The sequence below is a fragment of the Bacillus sp. FJAT-25509 genome (genome assembly GCF_001420605.1).
In the GTDB taxonomy this organism is placed as follows: Bacteria; Bacillota; Bacilli; order Bacillales; family Bacillaceae_G; genus Gottfriedia.
Genome location: NZ_LJIZ01000016.1, coordinates 202,477 through 225,027 on the forward strand (window position 1 = coordinate 202,477; position 22,551 = coordinate 225,027).

Below are 22,551 nucleotides of genomic sequence, written 5' to 3' on the forward strand. Positions count from 1 at the left end.
GTATACAAGTATTATAAAAACATAATTAAAAAAATGCAAGCGCTTTTACTTCAAATCACTCTACTTTGTAATAGATTTTCAATAACATGAACAATTTATTACAACAAGTTTGTTTAATACGTCGCTCCCCTAATAAAGAATTTCTAGTAATTTTTTGGGACTAATCACAAGATAGGATTCCTATAACATCAAAATATTTATAACCAAAAAGCGTATCTAGTCCTTTTAAAGGTAAAAATAAAAAAGAACATGAAAATAGAAACCTCATGTTCTTTTTATAATATTTTTATTATTTTTCGTACCAGTAGGAACATTTGATTCATTTACTAGTAATAAGTTTATAAAAAACTGTAAAAGCAGTCGGTCGCTAAATTCTTACACCTCCATTGTGTTGATTCTATTTGAGATTATGTTCATGACGAAAACACATAGCAATACAAGTATTATTGTAAAAATTATGATTGGACGATCTGAAGATATAAAGCCTGCCACTATGTTACTAAGCAATGAGCAAAGCAAGACTGAGGATATAATCGTAGTTGTTATAGACTTCTTTATAAAGCCGATTGCCATGGAAATGATACCAACACTTACGGCAGAAATTGACATATAAAATGTGAGTTTAAGTCCCCTTTTTATTAGTTCAAAAGTTATGTTTCCTTCAACCAATTGATGAATAGATTCACTAATACCGAAAATTATGTATATACATATACTCGTTACGATCATTGCAGTTGCTACAAAAAGTGAAACGAATGTGATCTTCGCAAAAAAAACTTTGCTTCTACTATTTGGGTATGAGAAGAGTAGTATTGTCCGTTTACCTGAATATTCTTCAATTACAATTTTTGAAAACATTGCAGATGATAACAAGCTAAAGGCAAACATACATACTGTACTAAATAATGGAATGATTCTTTCATATCCTGCAAACATTTTCATGTCCGGGTCTGTTGGTTCAATCTTGGGCGCAAAAGCGAATAGATAGATTATTCCTAACATACAGATTCCAATGATAAATGCTGAATAAATATAGGAACGAATATTTACTTTTTTTAATTCAAGTTTCATTAAATTAAACATTTTGTTTCATCCCTCCTTTGACAATATTAACAAAATATTCTTCTAATCCATCTGCTATTTCATTTTTGTTAGTAGACAACTCTATTTCTTTAATAACACTTCCATCTGCGATAATTCCTACCACATCTGAGATCTGTTCAATTTCACTTAATATATGGCTAGAAACAATGATCGTCATACCATATTCCTTTACAAGATATAGAAAAAGCTCCCTAATTTCACGTATCCCAACCGGATCTAGCCCATTGATTGGTTCATCTAAAATTAAAAGTTTTGGGCGATGGATAATAGCTCTTGCTATCCCTAATCGCTGACGCATACCTAAAGAAAATTGAGAAACAGGTTGATTACCTATTTCATTTAACCCAACTATTTCTAATGTTTTTTTTATATCAATATCTTGAATCCCCATATAGGAAAGATGAATTTCTAAATTTTCTGTGGCGGATAAATGTTCATAGAAAATTGGAGTCTCTATAATGCTTCCTACGTTCCTTAATATGTATTTTTTATTCTCGTGAATATCCTTACCAAAAATTTTAATGTGTCCGGCAGTTGGGTGAAGTAACCCTATAAGCATTTTTAAAATTGTAGTTTTTCCAGCTCCATTTACACCCAATAGTCCGTAAACTCTTCCTTTTGGAACGGCCATATTACAATTTCTAATAACCTCTTTTTTATTAAAGGTCTTTACTAGCCTCGAAATTTTTACAGCGTATTCATAATCCATATCTATATCTCCCCTTTTTACATACATATATATGTATGTATTTATATAAAAGTAAACTGCCAAATGGCAGTCACCTTAGATATTTATTAACGTTTTATGAACCATTACAAGGGTATCAATTATTTGGTCATCAATTACTGGAAGTCCAATACTATTAAATAAAGCTTGTAAGTGTTTTGCTTTTAATAGATATTCTTCAGTGTCTACTGAAAAGATAATAGGACTTAACCATATATTGGTCAACAACATAAAAGTTTCAGCTGTCTGCTTAGGATATTGGACAGAAATAGACCCATCTATTACCCCTTCTTCGATAAAGGCAAGAATATCAGGAGCCCCTGAATTGACACACTCAATTAATTGCTTGGCAATCATTTTAGGATTGTTTAGGATCTTTGGTATCGTTTTAATGGCTTCTAATTGACCAATATTTTCAAATGACAATAAAAATGCCATTCTCAACTTTTCCAGTCCGTTTAATCCATTAATATTTTTAGCTTCTATAAATGGGTCGTTTTCAGTTGCAAGACGATTGAGAACAGCTTCGATGATATCCTCTTTTGATTTAAAATGATGGTAAAATGCCCCTCGAGTTAAATCACCAATTTCATCTACAATATCCTGAATAGTAGTTTGTTCCCATCCCTTTTCTAAAAATAACTTAGTTGCTGTATCCAAAATTTTTTTTTCTGTTATTTCTGGATATTTATTTCTAGGCAAAATGATATTCTCCTTACATACATTTATATGTATGTATAATACATTTTTTGTATGTAATTGTAAAGTATTACCAAAATCAAATTTAATCGTCCAATTGCAAAACATAGTAACAACGACATACATAAAACATTCTTCAGACATTAGCAAATCTAATTTTTCTTATGCAACCAAATATATCTATGATTTATTTGAAGTTAGTAGCTTATATTTTCATAGATTGATTTTCATTTAGTATTCACTAGTTCGTTTTTTTTTTACAGAAAAAGGTTGAATTTAAAATCACTCTTAATTTCTCTCATTAACAAAAAAGACAGCCTCCAATATTTGGAGACTGACTTTTTACTACTTTAAAACCCATTTATATCGCGAATTAAATTATACGCATCTGGTGTCCCAATACCTGAAGCCATATCATAGCCAGATGTAGCCGGATAGTATAAGTTTGTTCCAGACGTAATATCATGATATGCTGCATATTTTTGAGTTGTATTAAAGACTTGGTAAAGAGTTGGATTTGCTTGACCAAGGTTTCCCTTACCATTTGCTGATGCAAATTGATTATTGAGTGCAGCGATTCCAGCCCATAATGGTGCAGCAGCTGATGTTCCACCGACTACATGCCATGCTCCTCCAGTATAGATTGAATATCCGGTGTTAGGGTCGGCAGCTGCCGATACATCAGGAACTTCCCTTTTACCATTCGAATAACTGTTTTGGACTCCAGGACCTGACTGGAATGACGGCATAGCATAAACTTTAGATAATCCTCCACCGTCACCTGATTTGTTTGTTTTGTTACTCCAAACGGATTCTGAACTGTAAGAAGTACCGCTTAAATTCAGGTGTGTTCCACCAACACCAGTCACATACGGGTCATTTGCGGGACTATCGACTTCTAAAGTTCTACCTCCTGAATCGTAGGCACCATTGTCTCCAGAGGCAGCAAAAATACTTTGTCCTTGAGCTGCAAATTGTTGGAATATGGTATGTAAACTATTCATGGTTGCACTTGCTTCATGCTGCTCACCGATCCCCCAGCTAACAGAAATTGATTTTGCCTTATTATCAGAGGCAATTTTTTGATAAGTATCAATTAAGCCTTGGGCGCTATTTGGCCCTTCGTATACAACCACCTGTGCTTTTGGCGCAATTGCATTGATTACCTCAATATCAAGTTCAACTTCGATTGCACCTTGACCGGCAGCACCACTATAACCATCAATATATACATTTGTTGGTGCAGGGCTTCCTAGGCCATAGTAGTTGTTATAGGTACTAATGTTCGTTGCTTTATATCCGTCCAACTCCATGACTGCTACAGTTTGGCCAGATCCAGTATATCCAGTAGAAGCCAGAGGGTTGATATCGTAAGCACCTTTTAATTCAGCCGGTGTATAACCGCCAGCTGGACCACTCCCCACTTTCGGTGTCACTGCTATGTTCTGCCCTGAGACTTGCATAGATGAACTACTAATTTTCGAATGTGTATAATGTGCTTCATTATTCAAACCTTCAACATTCGTAATCACCCCAGAAAATTCAGCGGGAATGGAAGGAGCTTGATCATTGGCGTAATAGGTTTGGCCATTTGAATCTTTATAATTATTTATAGTTACACCAAAAGTATCCTCCATTTGACCAATGGTGCCACTGACGGTAATAAAGGCGTTATTGGAAGAAACATTTTCGACTTTAAAGCCTTGACTTGTCAAATAGCTTTTAACATTAGCAACAGTTGTATCAGTTGGGCCATATTGATTTTTAAATTCGTCGGGAGTTAAGTATTTCTTGTAGTTGTTTGAGTTAGGGTTTTTAAGGCTGGCAATATAATTATCCAGTTGATCGCTGTTTCTTAGCTGAAGGGCAATAGTTATCGAAGCTTTGGAGTTGCGGTTTTTATGACCAATGGAAGTGCCGTGATTTGCAGCGGTTGGAGTTGCCTGAATAAGTTGTACATGTTTGGAAGCTGCGGCAAAAGTTGAGCCTCCTGGGAAATACAACGATAATGTTAACAATGAAGCAACAGTCGGTACTATTAATTTTCGGTTTCTTTTTTTCATCCTTACACCTCTCCTTAGTTCCTAAATAAGATTTTACCAACAATCTAGAAATCAAAAGACGCTCCTGAGGCTACCCGACTACCAAGATTTTAAATTTTCCAGTCATTTCTTTTGGCGATCGGCTTTGGGTTATGTATCACCTTCTTTCAATACTACAACTTTCCATATAGCATATATTTTGCTATGTAAATGCTTATGATTTGAGTTTGACGTAAAAATTAGAATCTCCTGCAATATACATTTTTTTTAATTGAATTCTAAAGAATCTTAAAGAATCTTAAAGTAACTAAACTCCCAGATCGTTGAAGAACAAAAAAAAAAAAAAGAGTTATTTTAGCAACTCTTTTAAACTTTTCTTATCAATCTGTTTTTTATCTCCTCAGCCTCTATCCTAAATTCTCGGAAATAATTTCTTCAAAAAGCGTATTGATGTTTCTCAAACTTTTGCATTTTTACTTACTCATGAATTCTTCTATACCGAATTTTTTCACTTTTATTTCTCACACATGAATTTCTTTATGAGTAAGAAATATATTTCGAATAATCCTAAATAGTTTTAAGTTACCATTCTTTAGAATAGAATTAATTTAAAGATAGCCTCATCTGTTTTTTCGTACTGTTCTCCCAATATGTTTCATTAGTTCGTTTTGAAGAAACTAAACGATAGAAGGTGATCTATTTTATGAGTCATTTCTTATTAAGTAGACTTGGCAACTGGAAAATACAAATTCATTGCCATCCTGGTATTAGAACAGTTGGGAATGAGCGGGAAGTGCTTTTACTCGATGAAGAACATGAAAAAATTGCACATTTTTCAATTGATACGAAAGGAGCCTTTTTAATACTCCAAATCCCATGGGGTGGTTATGTAAAAATTAAAGAAGGTTACCAAACAATCGTTGTACATATTCCGTTTGAAGAAGAAACAGAGGAATAGTTGAATGTAAGCTTTATAAATAATTGCATAAATCAATAAGAAAAAAGAGTGTGCCATTTAGCACACTCTTTTCCTATTATTTACGTAATGTTAAAAATTCTAATTGTCTTAATCTTACTGTGAAGAATGTGATCGGATCAAAGTAAATACTTGGATTTGATTTCATATCTTCTATTGTTTGATTATAGTTAGCAATTGCTACTCTTGTTTCATCAACTAGTTCATGGATTTGCTCAAATGGAGCATGTAAGAACATTGATAAATCTCTTGGTAAAGTTTTTTCAAACATTTCAAATTGTAGGAAAAACTTCGTTGATAATTCTGATGTTACATCATCATAGTTAACATTATCAACATACTTTTGATATTGAGCAACAAGCTTTGATTTATTTTGTGGCAGTAAACCTAATAAGATTCCTGAGCTCTTTAAGATGAATTGAGATGGTGAAGAATTTAATAAAATATTCATGTCATCTAACTGAGTCATACTAGTCATGCGATCAGCATCACGGCGCCAGTCATCTAATACTTTAAAATCACACTCGAGATTTAAATATTCATTTCCAATGTAATCATTTAAAGAATCACTCATTTCAGTTAAATAGCTTTGAGTACCTTCTAATAAAATACCTGATTCTTTAATCCAGTTTTGAAGAGCTTCATTTAGTTTTGGTAAAGTATTCTCTCTTACATACTCACCAATTCGAAGATTCATCTCTTCGTTTATCGTTTCAAGAATTGTACCAAAATCACTATCTTCTTTGATTAACTCTTTACATTCTTTTAGTAGACCAGGAATACTTAGCTTCAGGTCATATTTTAATTCGTCTTTTAATTCACGATACGAGCTTTTAATTGTATTTAAATGCTCCATTTCTTTATCTTTTAAAGAATGTAATAGACCATTTAATTTGTCATCAAGAACTTCATTCCATTCAACATTAGCACGTAGTTCGTTTTCTTTCTCAACTCGTTTTTCTAATAGGAAATTAATTAATTTGCGAATAGCTAATAATAATTTCTCTGTTTGTTTAGAATTAGCATCAGTTGATAGAACATTATTCTCTATAAATAATTCTAAATCTTTAAATTGATCTTGATTACTATAAATTGAAGAATAAGGTAATACTTTAGCGCTAGGGAAATCTACACGAACTTTCGCTTGGATTTCAGCACGAACTCGATCAATTTCTTCTTTACTATAAATTGAATCCATCTTATTTAAAATAAAGTGAATCGGAAGAGTTGGTAATTCCTTTTGAATTTTAACTAGTAAAGAGCGTTCGTTTTCTGTATATGGTGCAGTAGCATTTAAAACATAAACAAGACGATCTGCAAGTTTTACAGATTGTAATAATGCTTTTGTATTAACCTGGTTTCCATCAATTCCAGGAGTATCAATGATTGATAAGCGGTGCTTTTCTAAAAATGAATTTGGTAATTTATAGTATACTAATTCATCACCTTTTAGCAGATTATTTTCAACTGTTGTTAAATCATAAAAATCTGCAAATTCAGGAAGCTGTGTATTTCCTTCCTTCGAAAATACGATAATATTTGATTCATTATCTTGTTCAAATAATACTGGCATTGAAGTAGAAGAACCCATCATTTTCTCACCTAAAAGTGAGTTAACAAATGAAGATTTACCGTTACCAGATGTACCTGCAACAAGCATTGTTGTATTTTCAAATTGAGTTATTTTACTTGTCCACCATTCAAAACGGTCACCAACTTCTATTTCATTTAAAACAGACCATTGTAAGATGTTTTCAAATAATTCTTTGCCAATTTCAAAGCAATCAGGCGTTTTCATTAACTGTTCAAATGCTCTTTCTGCATCAGCAACAATTTGATAATCGATACGGCCTGGGAATAAACGATCCCATGCAAGTGTTGCAGTTGTTGCTAAAACTGCACCCCTAATATCTGTAATACGTAACCAATTTGTTAAGAAGCTTGGCATCATTTCTTCAAGCTGAGCTACAAAATAGTCACCTTCAACTAATTCTTCGTAAGTCATTGAATAGATCGATGGCAAACGATTCCACTTTACACCTGTCTCAACGTTAATTTGGAATAACATATCATTGAATGTTTGCAACCAATTTACATAAACTGATTGTTCTCTGTAACTATTCCAAAGTGCTTCTACCATTAATTCAAAGTGCTCAAGATCAACATTAGCCAATGATAGTAACGGTTGCACAAAATAACTTGGTGCCATTTCTTTTGTTACACCATTTATAATGTATTCTCTTAATATAACAAACCATTTTAAATCTTCTGTACGAATTGATTCATCTGAAGCTAGAGCTACAGCACTATTCCAATCGTGATGTTTTTCATAAAAATTACGTGCAATTCTTGTTACATTTGGATAATCAGGATTATATTTAACTGCTTCTTTAATAATACGGTCTGCTTCCTCGTATTTCGAAACATCGATATAAAGTGAGAATAAATTTAAGAATATTTCAGATGTTAAAGTACTACTATCTGTTTTAACTTCTTTATATAGCTTTTCTGCTGTTTCAAATGCACCAATTTCATAATGAGAATCAGCAATGTTTTTCTTTGCCCAATCACTTAACTGATTTCCGACTTTTTCCCATTTGAAAACTGCAGATTCAAAATCTTTATTTTCAAAATAAACTTCACCTTGTGCAAATCGGATAGATGAAAGATCCATATCATCATTTTGTTCGTTGTAAAGGTCAGCTAAAACTGCAATCGGATGGATATTGTTTTCATTTTCATTTAAATACGATTTATAAAATTGTTTTTTTATAAATTCTTGTTTCACTTTCTCTTTAACTGTCATGTAATCACCTACTATGTATAATAAAATCAAATTAAGTCCAAAAATATGCCAAAAGGAATATGTTAAATTTATACAGCATTATTATTTTACCAAATTAGAGTAACCTAAATTGTGACAATTCTATGTCATTTTCAAAAGATTTTTGTTATATTTGTTACGTTACATACAAAACATAGGTAAAAGAATATTTATTTGGAGGCATTATGCTAACTTACGAAGAAAAACTAACAATCATTGAATCATTTCCAGAATTAACTAAAAAGCCAGTCTCACTTGGGCGTACAAATTTTCAATATGAAGAAAGTTTAAAAGAAAAAATGAATGTTGTTTATCATTTACATCCTAATGGGAACGGCTTTGTATACGCTGAAGGTATTAAGGGATACAAAACAAACGAAAAAGGTATGGTAAATATAAGAGAATTTACTGAAGACGAACTTCGCACAATCTTAACTAAGTCAATCGAAAGCCTATCAATCGAGCCGATTTTTGAAGAAGAAGATGAAGAAGTAGAAGAAATCTGGGTTAATGCTAACGGACAAATTCTTAAACTTGTTTCAGAAATGGACATGTGGAATGTTTACGCAGGAGAAAATCTTGATGGTACATTCAATAGCTACGGTGAAGCTTGTGAATATTTAGATGAAGAAGGTTTTGATGTTCAAGACTGAGAATAATTAGAATAAATTAGAGCTTGGGGAAATCCAAGCTCTTTTTTATTTGGTTATATTAGTGTAATTCCGTTTGTGATTTACTGCCTTTTTTAGAGCGATAGACGTTCCCTTTTGTGTTGTCACCACTAGAAGGTGCTTGTCCATGAAGTTCTGGTGCATTTTGGTTTTTGCTTCCTTTACTGCCATTTTTACTAGTCATACTTCTTCCTCCTCATAACATTAATCATGAATAGATTCCCATTTTAAATAAGAGATTATTCAAGGAATTTAAGCACATAATAATAAAAAAGGAGGGTTAAACATGGCAAAAGGACATACAAACAAAGGTCCACAGAAAAGTTCTGTAGATCAATTTGGACATTCAGAGGAATCTGCATATTCGAAGAGTAAAAAAATGGAAGAGTTTCATAAGAAAAATACAGAAAAAGACAGCTAATAGAACTTTTATTTCTTTTAAATGTACTTGCTAATTTTCCTTCAACAAGTCATTATAAAAGTATGATAAAATTGGAGGAAATTAAATTTATGAGCGAAAATAACAATGAACCAAAAAAAGTTAGTCTTCAGGAACTTATGAAACAAAAGTTGGCTAGCAAAAAACAGCAAAATTCTAATCAAAATAATGGAGTAAATGCTGTTAAAGATATGACGAAAAAGAATCAAATTTCTAAAAAGCCGAACAATCAACGTAAACGTATGGGTGTGTAATTAGAAAAAACGACTGAGGTAATCAGTCGTTTTTGATTTCGCATTTTTATATGTCTTCTAAAAGATTTTGATTGCTATTATTTTCACCAAAGGTTAAAACTTCCTCTACTGGCTGATAAGATTCACCGTAAAAATGTGTATCCTTATATGTATGGATCATATTATATGTTTTTTTCATCGCTTTAAAAATCATTTCTTCACCCTCATTATTTGGAGACCAGTACAAAATCTCCATAGGGTTTATTTCTTGAGTTGCTAGTGAGCGTCTGCTATATCCAATCGACTGAGCATGCTCAAAACCTTCTCTTTTATAAAATCGAAGCCGTTTTTCAGTATCTGTATCTTCATAATTAACTGGTTCAACCTCTAAAATAATCGGTTTGCCTTTTTTCTTTAGTTTATCAAGTAGTTTATACCCTAGCCCCTGCCCACGGGCATCTTTTGAAACGAACAAGTAATCGATAAATACAAAATCATCAAGTTCCGCATACATTAAAACATGATGTGGACCTTCATCTTTATGGTAAATATCTGGCCGCTCTTTCAATAATGTTTCCATATGTTCCCTTGATTTCATTTCTTCAACTGGAAAATACTGATTTAGTTTTTCATACCAATGCATTGATATTCTCCTTTTCTTACATGCAGTTTATAGCATCACGCTAGACAAGTCATTATCTTAATGACCGCCCACTAACTCTACTATCTCTTCATTTAACAGATTAGTTATTAATATTTTTACCAAATAATTAGTAAATCCTTTCAAATGAAGTATTTGAAGTATTAATACTTTTCATGCAAGAAAAAAAGTTCATTGAACTGAAATTAACATTATTTCTTTAAAGAAACCCAATCTTCGGCTAACATACCATAAACGATGTGATCTACATAATGATCATTCAACCATTCAACATTCCTGATCCGACCTTCTTGAACGAATCCTAATTTCTCAGGTATAGCACGGCTTTTTGTATTTTCAACAGCTGCACGAATCTCGACCCGATTTAGCAATAGGAGCTGTTAATGCATGATTAACAAATGCATGACATGCTTTTGTCATTATGCCTGATCCTTCAAACCCTTTTCCTAACCAATAACCGATACTTGTCGACCTATTTGACCAATCAATTTTATGAAATCCGATTACGCCAACAAGTTTTTCATTTGACCAAATACCAGCTTGAAATCCATTGTTTTCAGCAAATTGTTTCATTGTCGATTTTATAAAATTTTCTGTATCCTCAAGTTTTTTATTATATGCTATTAATGGTAACCACTCTTTTAAATGTTCCATTGAATTGATTGTTAATTTGTATAACTCTTCTGCATCTTGTAGAGTTAATAGCTTTAATTGCAAGTTTTCTTCAATTTTATAACTAAACATGATCATTTCTCCTATTAAATATAGTTTTATTCAACTTAATTGCCGACTTCTTTTTCATGAAATAAATCTCGGTCAATATATGAATTAACCTTTTCATTCGGTAAATCCTCTATTGAATTAACAAGATAATCGATTAAGTACCTCCGTGTGTTTTTAAACAAAAAAAGACAGCTTTGAGCTGCCTCAGGTAGATTATATCAACGATGTGATGGCCACGATCCTTGCATTTTTCTATTTTGAATAATTTGTCCGGTATGGTAAGCGTCATGTAGTAATAGATCCATTAGTTTAACTTCAAAAGAATCTCTCATCAGTTCCTCATCTGTCATATTACTCACTAGCTGTCTTAAACTAACAGAGGACTTTTCCAAGCGTTCAACTACTTTCTTCCATTCGTTTTCTTCATTCGATTGTTCAGTAAGAAAGAAGGTTTGGTCGCCGTCTAGATTTTGTGTCCACTCTCTACCTTCTAGATTTGCTACAAGCCTCTCTTTGTAATATAGAAGATGATTAACATTTTCCCAAATTGATTTAGTTGCTTCTCCCATTGGTCTCCAACCAGCTTGTTCAACTGTAATTCCTTCAATAGCATCTTTTAGTGGCGCAAACCAACTTTCCTGATCATATGTTTTGTCTAATACGTTCAAAAACATTTCTTTTCGATTCAAAAAATCCCCACCTTTTTTAACACTAATAATTTTAGAAATTACCCTGTTAAGTTTCCTCACAACTATTAAATTGTTATTAAAAAAGCAGGACTAAATTTGAATTAAATTATAACGTTCGTTTCATATTGAGGTCACCACTGTTTATTTATTCAACAAATGTCCATTTTTACCTTTTCTTTTTTTATTTTCTTATAACATTTGGAACTTTGGAATTAAACTTGTAGAAGTTAGCTGAAAATATCTATTTAAAAACCAAAAAGAGCCACAAGTATGACTCTCTTAGTAGTATTTAATATGAAGTTACAAATTGAATGACAAATAAAACTAAAAACACACCAGAAAGTACACTAACTTTTTGAAACTTTGTTCTTTTTTCAAACCAGTCCCATCTTTGTTTCTTGTTATCAACAAGTCCAAAATGAAACATCAAATAATCAATAGTACTCATTAATAAAGCCCCTAATACCAACCAAATAATATTCGACATTCGAATTCTCCTTTTATATAAACTATATTCAAAAAAGATTCCATATTTTTCTTAATTATATATCAACGGTTGATATTTGTAATTTGGGGGAATTTCACTATATTGAGGATTAAATGAGTAAGTAAAAACGGGAAAACATGAAATTTGATTACTCATAAAGAGCTCATGAGTTAGTTATATAGTAAACAGATGGTAAATTACTTACTCATATAAGGCCTGACAAATCAGTTTCCCCTTTTTAAATCTGTAATACCAATTAATCGTCAGCTAAATTTTTTACTATTTGAAAAATAAACATCATATCCTCTTCCAACATCTTTTACACTATGAGAATCTGATCCATACATTAACTCTATATTTAAGGACTTCGCAATTTCAACGACATGGTTTGGTGGATAGGTTTCGCCACAATACTCTTTAAATAATCCTGCAGTATTATAGTCTAAAATATAATTTTTTTCTTTTACTAGCTTTAATAGTTCAATTTGTTTATTTAGTATCTTTTCCGTATCCTCACATTTCAAAAATTGCTTAAATTTATTGCATAAAGTCATATGTCCTATTCGTTTTGGTTTAAATTGACCAAAATCATCAATGATTGATTGTTTTACTACATCGTAATAAGCAAGTTGAAACGCTTTTGCACTACCATAGTAATTTACTAAACCAGAAAGAGTATCTTCAGCTTTATAATCTATACAATGCCATCCATTTATTCCTTCCAAGTAATGAACTGACAAAAGTCCTGTGTCACAATATTTACCGTATTCTTTTAAGAAGTCTTTAAACCATACTGATTCACTCGGTAAATAATCGTATTCAAATCCAATTTTTATACGAATTCGATCCTTGTACTGATCTCTTACTTTATACATTTCTTTAATATATTCGTCTACCTCATTTTCAGACATCGCAAGTGATGCAACTGCTTCATTTGGCTTTAAGCAGTTTTGAAATGATGATGGTACTGGTGTGTGCTCAGTGATATGGTATTCATCAAACCCAAGTTCAATCGCTTTTTCGATCATTAATTGTACGTCATCACCACTTCCATGCGGACAATATTGTGTATGAGTGTGCCCATCAATTTTCAAGATTTTACTTTCTCCTTCCTATTTATTAAGCAATTGTTTATTTCTTCAAGTTTTATTCCTTTTTCCACCATTAAGACAATTGTGTGATAGACAAGATCACTAATTTCATAAATTAATTCTTCAGTTCCTTCATTTTTAGCTCCAATAATTACTTCGCTTGTCTCTTCCCCTACTTTTTTCAATATCTTATCTATCCCCTGATTAAATAAATATGTAGTATAAGATCCTTCAATTGGATTCTTTTTTCGATCTTGTATCGTTTCATAGAGATTCGGTAAATAACTAAATGATTTATTCTGAACAATATTCTTTTCTTGTTTTAAAGTTAATTTTTCGGAAAAACAACTGTAGCTTCCTGTGTGGCAAGCTACACCTACTTGTTCAACCTGAAGTAAAACTGAATCTTGGTCACAATCATAAGAAATTGATTTGACATATTGAAGATTCCCTGATGTTTCCCCTTTTTTCCAGATTGATTGGCGACTTCTACTAAAAAATGTTGCAAATCCAGTATCGATTGTGAGTTTAATTGATTCATTATTCATATATGCCAACATTAATACTTCTTTCGAATCAATATCTTGCACAATTGCTGGTACTAAACCTTGTTCATTAAAGCGAATTTTTTCAATATCAAAAAACATGTTTTCTCCTCCTATAGTCGAACTGGAATATTTTTTTCATTTAAATAGTCTTTTAATTCACTAATTTTGATCTCTCCAAAATGGAATACTGATGCAGCTAAAACCCCATCGACGTTTGCATATTCAATCGCATCATAAAAATGTTCTACTTTGCCAGCCCCACCAGATGCGATAACAGGTACATTAACTGCATTTGTAATTTTTTGCAGCAACCTGATATCAAATCCCCTTTTCATGCCATCTTCATCAATACTATTTAAGACAATTTCACCCGCTCCAAGTTCCACACCTTTTTTAGCCCATTCAATCGCATCCCATTCAGTCTCTTTCCGACCACCATTTATAAACACTTTATAATTGCCTTCTTTATTTAACTTTGCATCAATTGAAAGCACAACACATTGCGATCCAAAACGTTCAGATGCTTCTTTAATTAAATTCGGATTTAAAATTGCGGCAGAATTGATCGATACTTTATCGGCACCATTTCTTAATAGTTTTGTAAAATCATCAATCGAACGCACTCCACCACCAACACTGAAAGGAATACGCAATTCCTTCGCTACTTCTGAAACAAATTTCAATGATATATCTCTTTCTTCATTTGAAGCCGTAATATCATAAAATACTAGCTCGTCAGCACCATTCTCACTATAATATTTTCCTAGTTTTATAGGTGAGTCAACATCTTGAATACTTGAAAACTGTTTTCCTTTCACGACTCGTCCATTACGAACATCTAAGCACGGTATAATTCTTCTTGCAAGCATTTAAGTGCCTCCTCAACTGTAAATTTTCCTTCATATAATGCTTTACCAGAAATCGCACCATAAATCTTTAACTTTCGAAGTGACATCAGGTCATTGATCGAGCTCACTCCACCTGAAGCGATAATATTTAAATTTGTTTCGTCGGATAATCTTTTATATGCTTCTAGATTAGGTCCACTTAACATGCCGTCCTTAGAAATATCAGTGTATACAACTGTTTTCACTCCGAGTTGCTCTAGCTGTTTACAAAATTCAAAGCTATCTTGATTTGTCGACTCTTCCCATCCATTTATGGCTACAAGACTGTTTTTTGCATCTACTCCTACAATGACTCGATCACCGTATTTTAAAACAGCTTGTTCTAAAAGTTGTCTATTATTAATTGCCGCAGTACCTATAATAACTTTTTCAACACCTAATTCTAACCAGAATGAAATCGAATCAAGTGTTCTTATTCCTCCACCTAACTGAATGTTTAAATTCGTTTTTTGAACGATTTCTTTTATAATAGAAGCATTTTTCCGTTCTCCAGTTCTTGCTCCATCCAAATCAACAATATGTAATACTTTTGCACCTGCTTTTTCAAAATCTAACGCAACTTCAAGTGGTGAACTCTTATAAATTACTTTCTTATCAAAATCTCCTTGCTCAAGGCGAACACAATTACCGTCCTTTAAATCAATTGCTGGATATAGAATCATATAAACACATCTCCTTAAATGCTTTTAATAAATTTAGACCTGTTTCTGCACTTTTTTCAGGATGAAATTGCATTCCGTAAATATTATCGGATTTAATTATTGCTGGGATCTTAACTCCATATTCGGAATAAGCTAAAAGTTCATCATTTGTTGAACTAATATAAAATGAGTGTACAAAATAGACATACTCACCTTCATTTATATATTTTAATAATGATTCCTGTTTAGTAAAATTCAATTTGTTCCAGCCCATATGTGGCACTTTTACAATGTCAGGTATACGTTTTACCTTACCTTTAATTAACCCAAGCCCCTTTGCCCCGAAGTTCTCTTCACTAAATTCATATAGTAATTGCATTCCTAGGCAAATTCCTAAAATCGGTGTACCGCTTTTTGCCTTAGACTTTATACAATCTACTAAATTAAGTCGATTTAATACGTTCATCGCTGCTTCATATGCCCCAACTCCAGGTAGAATAATAGAAGAAGCTTGCTCAATCACCTCAATTTCATTCGTAATGACTACAGGAAAATCAATTTCTTCACATGCTCTTTTTAATGAATCTAAATTACCTACACCATAATCAATAATAATATTCACTTATAACATTCCTTTCGTGGAAGGTAACTTAGTCGAAGTTACTTCAACTGCTTGTTTTACTGCTCTGCCAAATGCTTTAAATAAAGCTTCAATTTTGTGATGATCATTTTCCCCATATAAAACTTCCATATGACAATTCATTCTAGCTTCAGAGCTTAATGATTTAAAAAATTCTTTGAAATTTTGTGTATCAATATTCCCTATTCGTTCTCTTACCGTTCGATCATTATAAACAAGATATGGCCTCCCACTAAAATCGACGACAACTCTTGCTAACGTTTCATCCATTGGAATATAGAAAGAACCGTAACGATTAATGCCAATTTTTTCGTCTAACGCTATTAATAGCGCTTTTCCTAACGCGATACCAACATCTTCTGTAGTGTGATGATCATCTACTTCAAGATCACCTTCACAAAATACTTCTAAGTTTATTCCGCTATGGAATGAAAATAACGTTAACATATGATCTAAAAAACCAATGCCAGTTTGAATCGTACTTTCTCCATCGCCATCTAAATTTAATTTCAAACGAATATTTGTTTCATTTGTTTGTCTTGTTATCATTGCAGTTCTCACTTGGAATCCTCCTCAAATCGAATACTAATTGCTTTACCGTGACCAAATAGTCCTTCTTCTTCTGCGATTACTTCAATATGTTTTCTAGCTTCACTTAAGGCAGCCTTATTGTAATAAACAACAGATGTTTTCTTTTGAAAATCATTTACATTTAAGGGTGAGGTAAATCTTGCAGTTCCACTAGTCGGTAATGTATGATTTGTTCCGGCAAAGTAATCACCCACAGGCTCTGGCGTATAGTCTCCTAAAAAAATAGCACCAGCATTTTTAACTTTATGAACGATCGACTCTGGATTTTTTATCATTAACTCAAGATGTTCAGGTGCTAGCTTATTAACAAGCTCTATTCCTTCCTCGATCGTTTTAACGACGATAATGGCTCCATAATTTTCGAAAGAGCTTTTAATAATTTCTTTTCTTGGTTGTTCTTCTAATAAGTTTGGTATTTCTTGCTGTATTTTTTGTGCAAACTCTTCTGAATTTGTAATAACAATACTTGATGCCATTTCATCATGCTCTGCCTGTGCCATCAAGTCAGCAGCAATAAATCTTGGATTGGCTGTTTCATCTGCTAATATGACAACCTCAGTTGGGCCTGCAACCATATCAATTCCAACTATTCCTGAAACACTTTTCTTAGCAAGCGCCACGTAAATATTGCCAGGGCCAACTATTTTATCTACTTTTTCAATTGATTCAGTTCCATAAGCCAATGCCCCAATTGCTTGCGCTCCACCAATTTTTAATACTTTTGTAACACCAGCTAATTTCGCAGCTACTAAAATTGAGGGCTTAATTTTCCCTTCTTTATTTGGTGGTGTTACAATGACAATTTCATTCACGCCTGCTATTTTTGCAGGAATCACATTCATTAAAACTGTTGATGGGTATGCTGCTTTTCCACCTGGGATATACACACCAACTCTTTCAATCGGATTAATTAATTGTTGAACATATGAATTTTTATCATTTATTTTATAACCATCTTGCAGTTGCTTTTCATGATATGCCTCTATATTTTTCTTAGCTTCAATCAATGCATTTACTAAACTTTTATCAGTCTGTTCTAGAGCTTCATTAAACTCATCTTCACTTACTTCAAAGCTTTTTAGTTTGACCTCATCATAAATTAAAGAATACCTGCGAATTGCTTCATCTCCATTTTCTTTCACATTTAATAAAATTTTTTCTACGCTTTTTGTGATCTCAACAGTAGGTAAATTCGTTCGGTTTATAATACTTTCAAGTTTTTCGCTTTTTTGGTTAATCGATAAAATTTCCAGCATATATGTTCCTACCCTTCTTTATTTTTTCAATAAATTCAGTAATACGAAAATAGTTAAATCGATAACTAACCCGATTTGAAATCACTCTAGCACTGATTGGAATCATTTCTTCTAAGATGACTAATCCATTGGCTTTTAAAGTACTTCCTGTTTCTACTAAATCAACAATAATGTCTGACATTCCTACAATAGGTGCTAATTCAACAGAACCATTTAAATAAATCAGTTCAATATTTTGCCTAAACTGGAAATACTTCGAAGTAATATTTGGATATTTTGTCGCAACTCTTAACGTTTCATCACCTCGATCAATTAACGTTCCTGGAAAACCCGCTGCTGCAAAAATGCATTTTCCAAGTTCTAAATCCATCAACTCATATACATCTTTCTCTTGTTCTAGCAGAATGTCTTTTCCTACAAAACCAAGGTCACAAACTCCTCGTTCAACATATGTAGCGACATCCACGGGTTTCACTACTAAATATTTAATTTTATGTACTTCATCTTCAAAAATTAGTTTTCTTGTTTTAGAATCAATTACTTTTCGGTAACCTGACTGACTTAATATTTTAATAACCTCTTCTTCAAGCCTTCCTTTTGCAACTGCAACTGTTAGCCAACTCACTTTACATCCCTCATTTGACATGTTATCCAAGCATTTGTATCAATCGAAAATCCGATTGCATCTATACTGTTTTCCGAATCTTCAGACACCAGAAGATAGCGCCCTCCACTTAAAACCTCTTTATTTAACTGATCATAATACCCTTTAAAAACAATTCCGTCATAATAATCAAATTCATTTACGATTGATAAATCAAGAAGAATATTTGGACTAATTTCTTGAAATTTAATTACCTTTTCAACAGCATTTGCCATTTCATTATTTAATACTAAGCTTCTAAGTAATGAATGAAGTTTTTCTCCTTTACCCTGTAAACTAAATAACTGTTCAAAAACATTTCTAGCTTGAAACGGTAAGCTAATTGACTGAATAAATCGTTCTAATTCATCTATGTTTTTTAAATAAATTAGCTTTTTCAATTTGTTTTTTTGCGACTCGGTTAAATTACATTCTTTAAATAATCCTTCGATAAACCCTGTATGGCCGATTTCTAATATAAAAGGAACATTGCTTAATAAATCAATTGCCATTATAACTACTTCTATTTCAGATGCTTCAGAAATTCGACCTAAACTTTCAATCCCAAATTGATTAATTTCTTCAAGTTCTATCCCATTATTTCGATAGATTGTTGATTGATAAAATACTTTACATTTCTCTTCCTTCAGCGCGATTGGATAAATTTCTTTCATCAATGCACTTGTTAAATCAGGTCTTAACAATAAAATTTGCTGTAAACGTGTTAAAACAACAACTAAGTCTTCTCTAGCTAATCTTGGGTTTCGACTCGAAAATGAATCATACTCTTCAAATAGCTGAGGATGAAACGGGATATATCCTCGCTCTAGTGCATAATCTTCCATTTTTCTTTTATATCGATAATTGACTAATGACTGCTTTAATTTCCCATCCAATTGAACATTCCCCCTTCTAGAAAAAACAAAAAGGCCATACAGGTTAAATGCCTGTATGGCCTTCTGGCACGACACAAGCACCTTTTTCGTAACACGAAGAGGGCTTGCATCTACGGTCAATTTTTGTCCATAGATTCAAACCCTGGGTGGATGATGATGTTGTAGCCCATTATTCGTGCGTGCGAAAAACATGTTCATGTCTCCTTTTTCGTTTTATTTTTATTCATCTTAATGAATTTGATATAAGTTGTCAATCCCTTTTGAAAAATAAAAATTTTGAAAGGGTTTACATTAGGATTTTTTAATTTTTTGAAACTATTAAACTAAAATGAGATTTATTCTAATAACAAGCGTCTCTGATCTAGTAAACTATCGAGTTAAAACTTTACTTAGTAAAAAGATAATAAATAACATAAAACCAACTAAAAAAACCGTGAATTATTGCCCAGAGAACTGATTTATGAATACTCCAAGATATTGTAATGGCTAAAGCAGAACCGAAAGTAATAACACTTTTTGAACCAACTGGAACATTATGTCTTTTTTCTGCCCTTTCTTTCATACCTCAAACCCCATTTCCACTGAACCTATATTTTCATTTGTTAATATTTATTCTTCAGTGAAAAGTTTATTCTCTTCAGGTATTAATATTCTGTAATTGTATTGCGACATCCGTTTATATTATCAGTGTATCTAGCTTTTTCAGGTTGATTTTCAAAAATAGTTAATTTAAATATCAAAAGAAAAGATTTCGTTAAAACCCTTCTTTCCTTCAAAAGTTATTTTTATGGCTCTTGTTTTTGGCATACGTTGAATCCAATTTAATTCTAAAAATCTTTCAAGAAGCGCATTTCCCAATGCTCCACCAATGTGGTAACGTCTTTCACTCCAATCTAAACATTTATGTGAAAATGATCGACGCTTCTTCTTAATTTTTTCAAGATCAATTTGAAAATCAGTAAAGAATCTCTCACCTTTTTCCGTAACAATAAATCCTTGGCTTTCTTCATTTATAACGCCCAAGTTAATTAAAGAATCAGTTAATAGCACCCCAAACTTACCAGCAGGATGATCGTAACAAGTTCTTGCAAAACGAATTGCTGTATTTTCTGAAGCTTGTTTTAAAGACCTAATTTCAATTGGAGGGGCTATTGATAATAATGTCTCCAATATATGAGCAACTTCCTGATTTCGAATACCGTAGTAACGATGTCTCCCTTGTTTTTCTACGCTAACTAATTTCGCATCGACTAATTTTGCTAAATGAAAACTAGCCGTTTGTGGCTTTATTCCAGCCATATATGCCAGTTCGCTAGCAGGATGAAATCTACCATCTAAAAGGACAGTTAATATTGCTGCACGTGAAGTTTCACTTACAAGTGTAGCAACCACTGCTACATTAGGATTTGCATTCATTTTTATTCTCCTCCCGTTATGTAATCCATATTTCGATGATAATTGAACTATTTATATTCTACAATAAATTTTGAATTACATAATTATTAGGAGGAAAAAAATGAATCATTTTACAAATACAAAGTTGATTAGACCCAAAATTCTATACTATGGAACACCTGTGATTTTACTAAATACATTGAATGAGGATGGAACAGTCAATATTAGCCCTATGTCTTCTTCATGGGCTTTAGGAGATTGCATAATATTAGGAATTGGACTTGGAGGAAAAGCTATTGAAAATTTACAGCGACATCCTGAATGTGTAATCAATGTACCTAACCCTATATTATGGGAGAATGTTGAATTTTTAGCCCCTTATACGGGAAAAAATCCCGTTCCTGATGCTAAGAAAGATATTGGATTTACATATGAAAAAGAAAAATACAATATCAGTAAATTAACTGCTACAGAGTCACAAACCGTAAAACCTACACGAATAACGGAATGCCCAATTCAAATCGAGGCAATTGTAAAACACATTCGTATCCCTGAACATTCACCTGAATTTGCAATTGTTGAAACACAAGTTTTACATGTACATGCCCATAATGAAATCATCATTGAAGAAAATCATATTGATCCAGATAAATGGAGTCCACTAATATATAATTTCCGTCATTATTTCTGTCTCGGAAATAAGTTAGGTAAAACTTTTCGTTCGGAAATATAGTAAAGAATTAAATAAAAAAGTCAGATTCCAAATTGTTAGGAATCTGACTTCATTCTTAATATTTTAAAAGGAAATAAAAAATTTTAAATCCTATTCTTTAACAAGTGCATGTTTTAGTTGAAAAAGAAATTTCATTTTCATGTAAACATCATTTTTCCTGAACTTCAATTAATCTATCTTTTTCTATGAAATCATTCCACTCTTCCCGTAATAACCCCATACGAATCGAGTCATAATATGTTCCATCATAGAAACGACATTTTCTTAATCGTGCTTCCATCGTCATTCCTAATTTTTCTCCAACCGTAATCATACGATGATTTCCAGACCATGTAGTGTAACCTACACGCACAAGTGGCAATGTATTAAATAGATGGCTAATCCAAAGTTTTAGAGCTCTAGTACCAAAACCTCCACTCCAATATTTTGGATCATAAATACCAATTCCCATCTCAAGCCAATTAGATGGTTTATGTTCCCAATAGTAGCTCACCGTTCCAATGACATTTCCATCTACCTCAATAATCCATTTATCCTCTTGGTTTACAATAGTATTCTTATTTTTTAAATAGTCTTCAAAAGTAACAGCTTTGTGTTCAAAATATGGAGTATCCCATTTCTTCCACTCTGGTGAACTTTCTTTATACGTTATAGTCCAAAGTGAAAATAAATCTTCTTCATTAATAGGTCTAATTCGTAGTGTCAAATCGTTATACAAACAAACTCCTCCACCTCTCATTTTGATTAAAAATAATATATTAGTAATCTTGAATTAACGTATGTTTGGGTTGGTTAAGCATAAAGTTCAATTAACACAATAGGATCTCTTATTTTAAACGTTCATGTAATTTTTTTATTTCTTCGGTCTGTGCAATGACATTGTTATTCAATTTTCTAACAGCATCAAATACTAAAAAAATACCAATAAAAATTA

At 32.3% G+C, this 22,551-nt stretch carries 26 protein-coding genes and 1 pseudogene; 5 read left to right on the top strand and 22 right to left on the bottom strand.

The features are described 5' to 3' along the window. Positions 1-375 precede the first annotated feature (375 nt). The 4 genes from AN960_RS10215 to AN960_RS10230 form a co-directional block, all read right to left on the bottom strand. Positions 376-1,083, bottom strand: a complete 708-nt coding sequence (locus AN960_RS10215) for an ABC transporter permease (RefSeq protein WP_056470550.1) — start codon at positions 1,081-1,083, stop codon at positions 376-378. Next, complete coding sequence (locus AN960_RS10220) at positions 1,076-1,813, bottom strand: ABC transporter ATP-binding protein (protein WP_056470553.1); 738 nt, start codon at positions 1,811-1,813, stop codon at positions 1,076-1,078. The genes AN960_RS10215 and AN960_RS10220 overlap by 8 nt, the downstream gene beginning before the upstream one ends. Positions 1,814-1,888: 75 nt before the next feature. Next, the gene (locus tag AN960_RS10225; protein ID WP_056470556.1) at positions 1,889-2,533 is read right to left on the bottom strand and encodes a TetR/AcrR family transcriptional regulator; all 645 of its coding nucleotides are present in this window, start codon (positions 2,531-2,533) and stop codon (positions 1,889-1,891) included. Positions 2,534-2,880: 347 nt separating this feature from the next. Further along, the gene (locus AN960_RS10230; protein ID WP_056470558.1) at positions 2,881-4,593 is read right to left on the bottom strand and encodes a S53 family peptidase; all 1,713 of its coding nucleotides are present in this window, start codon (positions 4,591-4,593) and stop codon (positions 2,881-2,883) included. Positions 4,594-5,275: 682 nt separating this feature from the next. Here AN960_RS10230 and AN960_RS10235 point away from each other — a divergent pair. After that, positions 5,276-5,530 carry a hypothetical protein gene (locus tag AN960_RS10235; RefSeq protein WP_056470561.1) on the top strand — a complete coding sequence of 85 codons (255 nt, stop codon included), beginning with the start codon at positions 5,276-5,278 and terminating at the stop codon, positions 5,528-5,530. 76 nt (positions 5,531-5,606) lie between these two features. Here the strand turns inward: AN960_RS10235 and AN960_RS10240 are convergent, their stop codons facing one another. Then, complete coding sequence (locus AN960_RS10240; RefSeq protein ID WP_056470564.1) at positions 5,607-8,354, bottom strand: dynamin family protein; 2,748 nt, start codon at positions 8,352-8,354, stop codon at positions 5,607-5,609. 203 nt (positions 8,355-8,557) lie between these two features. Here AN960_RS10240 and AN960_RS10245 point away from each other — a divergent pair, with 203 nt between their 5' ends. After that, entirely contained in the window at positions 8,558-9,025 is a 468-nt protein-coding gene (locus AN960_RS10245) for a hypothetical protein (RefSeq protein ID WP_056470567.1), read from the top strand. Positions 9,026-9,083: 58 nt separating this feature from the next. On the opposite strand, the gene AN960_RS24440 is transcribed toward AN960_RS10245, so the two are convergent. After that, positions 9,084-9,227, bottom strand: a complete 144-nt coding sequence (locus tag AN960_RS24440; RefSeq protein ID WP_156339662.1) for an imidazoleglycerol-phosphate dehydratase — start codon at positions 9,225-9,227, stop codon at positions 9,084-9,086. A gap of 102 nt (positions 9,228-9,329) precedes the next feature. Between AN960_RS24440 and AN960_RS25060 the strand changes: the two genes are divergently transcribed. Further along, positions 9,330-9,464: a hypothetical protein gene (locus tag AN960_RS25060; RefSeq protein ID WP_286131686.1), complete on the top strand. Its 135-nt coding sequence runs from the start codon at positions 9,330-9,332 to the stop codon at positions 9,462-9,464. 89 nt (positions 9,465-9,553) lie between these two features. Continuing rightward, positions 9,554-9,736: a hypothetical protein gene (locus AN960_RS10250; protein ID WP_056470570.1), complete on the top strand. Its 183-nt coding sequence runs from the start codon at positions 9,554-9,556 to the stop codon at positions 9,734-9,736. A 46-nt stretch (positions 9,737-9,782) separates the two neighbouring features. Here the strand turns inward: AN960_RS10250 and AN960_RS10255 are convergent, their stop codons facing one another. From AN960_RS10255 to AN960_RS10320, 15 genes and pseudogenes are all read right to left on the bottom strand, one after another. Beyond that, positions 9,783-10,358 (bottom strand): GNAT family N-acetyltransferase, encoded by a 576-nt coding sequence (locus AN960_RS10255; RefSeq protein ID WP_056470573.1) that lies wholly within the window; start codon positions 10,356-10,358, stop codon positions 9,783-9,785. Between the two features lie 209 nt (positions 10,359-10,567). After that, positions 10,568-11,120, bottom strand: a pseudogene (locus AN960_RS10260) (GNAT family N-acetyltransferase). Positions 11,121-11,317: 197 nt separating this feature from the next. Continuing rightward, positions 11,318-11,773 (bottom strand): DinB family protein, encoded by a 456-nt coding sequence (locus AN960_RS10265; RefSeq protein WP_390310660.1) that lies wholly within the window; start codon positions 11,771-11,773, stop codon positions 11,318-11,320. A 304-nt stretch (positions 11,774-12,077) separates the two neighbouring features. Next, positions 12,078-12,275 (bottom strand): hypothetical protein, encoded by a 198-nt coding sequence (locus AN960_RS10270; RefSeq protein WP_056470580.1) that lies wholly within the window; start codon positions 12,273-12,275, stop codon positions 12,078-12,080. Between the two features lie 263 nt (positions 12,276-12,538). Then, entirely contained in the window at positions 12,539-13,369 is an 831-nt protein-coding gene (hisJ, locus tag AN960_RS10275) for a histidinol-phosphatase HisJ (protein WP_056470583.1), read from the bottom strand. Then, positions 13,366-14,013 (bottom strand): bifunctional phosphoribosyl-AMP cyclohydrolase/phosphoribosyl-ATP diphosphatase HisIE, encoded by a 648-nt coding sequence (gene hisIE / locus AN960_RS10280; protein WP_056470586.1) that lies wholly within the window; start codon positions 14,011-14,013, stop codon positions 13,366-13,368. The genes hisJ and hisIE overlap by 4 nt, the downstream gene beginning before the upstream one ends. A gap of 11 nt (positions 14,014-14,024) precedes the next feature. After that, positions 14,025-14,783, bottom strand: a complete 759-nt coding sequence (hisF, locus tag AN960_RS10285; RefSeq protein WP_056470589.1) for an imidazole glycerol phosphate synthase subunit HisF — start codon at positions 14,781-14,783, stop codon at positions 14,025-14,027. Continuing rightward, entirely contained in the window at positions 14,753-15,484 is a 732-nt protein-coding gene (gene hisA / locus AN960_RS10290) for a 1-(5-phosphoribosyl)-5-[(5-phosphoribosylamino)methylideneamino]imidazole-4-carboxamide isomerase (protein WP_056470593.1), read from the bottom strand. Before hisA ends, hisF begins: the two co-directional genes overlap by 31 nt. Then, entirely contained in the window at positions 15,462-16,085 is a 624-nt protein-coding gene (gene hisH, locus AN960_RS10295; RefSeq protein WP_056470597.1) for an imidazole glycerol phosphate synthase subunit HisH, read from the bottom strand. Before hisH ends, hisA begins: the two co-directional genes overlap by 23 nt. Then, the gene (gene hisB, locus AN960_RS10300) at positions 16,086-16,664 is read right to left on the bottom strand and encodes an imidazoleglycerol-phosphate dehydratase HisB (protein ID WP_286131687.1); all 579 of its coding nucleotides are present in this window, start codon (positions 16,662-16,664) and stop codon (positions 16,086-16,088) included. Then, positions 16,661-17,947 carry a histidinol dehydrogenase gene (hisD, locus tag AN960_RS10305; RefSeq protein WP_216600074.1) on the bottom strand — a complete coding sequence of 429 codons (1,287 nt, stop codon included), beginning with the start codon at positions 17,945-17,947 and terminating at the stop codon, positions 16,661-16,663. Before hisD ends, hisB begins: the two co-directional genes overlap by 4 nt. Then, positions 17,928-18,575, bottom strand: coding sequence for an ATP phosphoribosyltransferase (hisG, locus tag AN960_RS10310; RefSeq protein ID WP_056470602.1), 648 nt, complete (start codon positions 18,573-18,575; stop codon positions 17,928-17,930). Before hisG ends, hisD begins: the two co-directional genes overlap by 20 nt. Next, the gene (locus tag AN960_RS10315; protein ID WP_056470605.1) at positions 18,572-19,489 is read right to left on the bottom strand and encodes an ATP phosphoribosyltransferase regulatory subunit; all 918 of its coding nucleotides are present in this window, start codon (positions 19,487-19,489) and stop codon (positions 18,572-18,574) included. The genes hisG and AN960_RS10315 overlap by 4 nt, the downstream gene beginning before the upstream one ends. A gap of 385 nt (positions 19,490-19,874) precedes the next feature. Then, positions 19,875-20,051, bottom strand: coding sequence for a hypothetical protein (locus AN960_RS24445; protein ID WP_156339663.1), 177 nt, complete (start codon positions 20,049-20,051; stop codon positions 19,875-19,877). A gap of 167 nt (positions 20,052-20,218) precedes the next feature. Beyond that, positions 20,219-20,905: an ArsR/SmtB family transcription factor gene (locus AN960_RS10320; RefSeq protein ID WP_056470619.1), complete on the bottom strand. Its 687-nt coding sequence runs from the start codon at positions 20,903-20,905 to the stop codon at positions 20,219-20,221. 100 nt (positions 20,906-21,005) lie between these two features. Between AN960_RS10320 and AN960_RS10325 the strand changes: the two genes are divergently transcribed. Beyond that, entirely contained in the window at positions 21,006-21,617 is a 612-nt protein-coding gene (locus tag AN960_RS10325; RefSeq protein WP_056470620.1) for a flavin reductase family protein, read from the top strand. 148 nt (positions 21,618-21,765) lie between these two features. Here AN960_RS10325 and AN960_RS10330 read toward each other — a convergent pair whose 3' ends face one another. Continuing rightward, positions 21,766-22,335, bottom strand: coding sequence for a GNAT family N-acetyltransferase (locus AN960_RS10330; RefSeq protein WP_056470624.1), 570 nt, complete (start codon positions 22,333-22,335; stop codon positions 21,766-21,768). Positions 22,336-22,551: the final 216 nt, after the last annotated feature.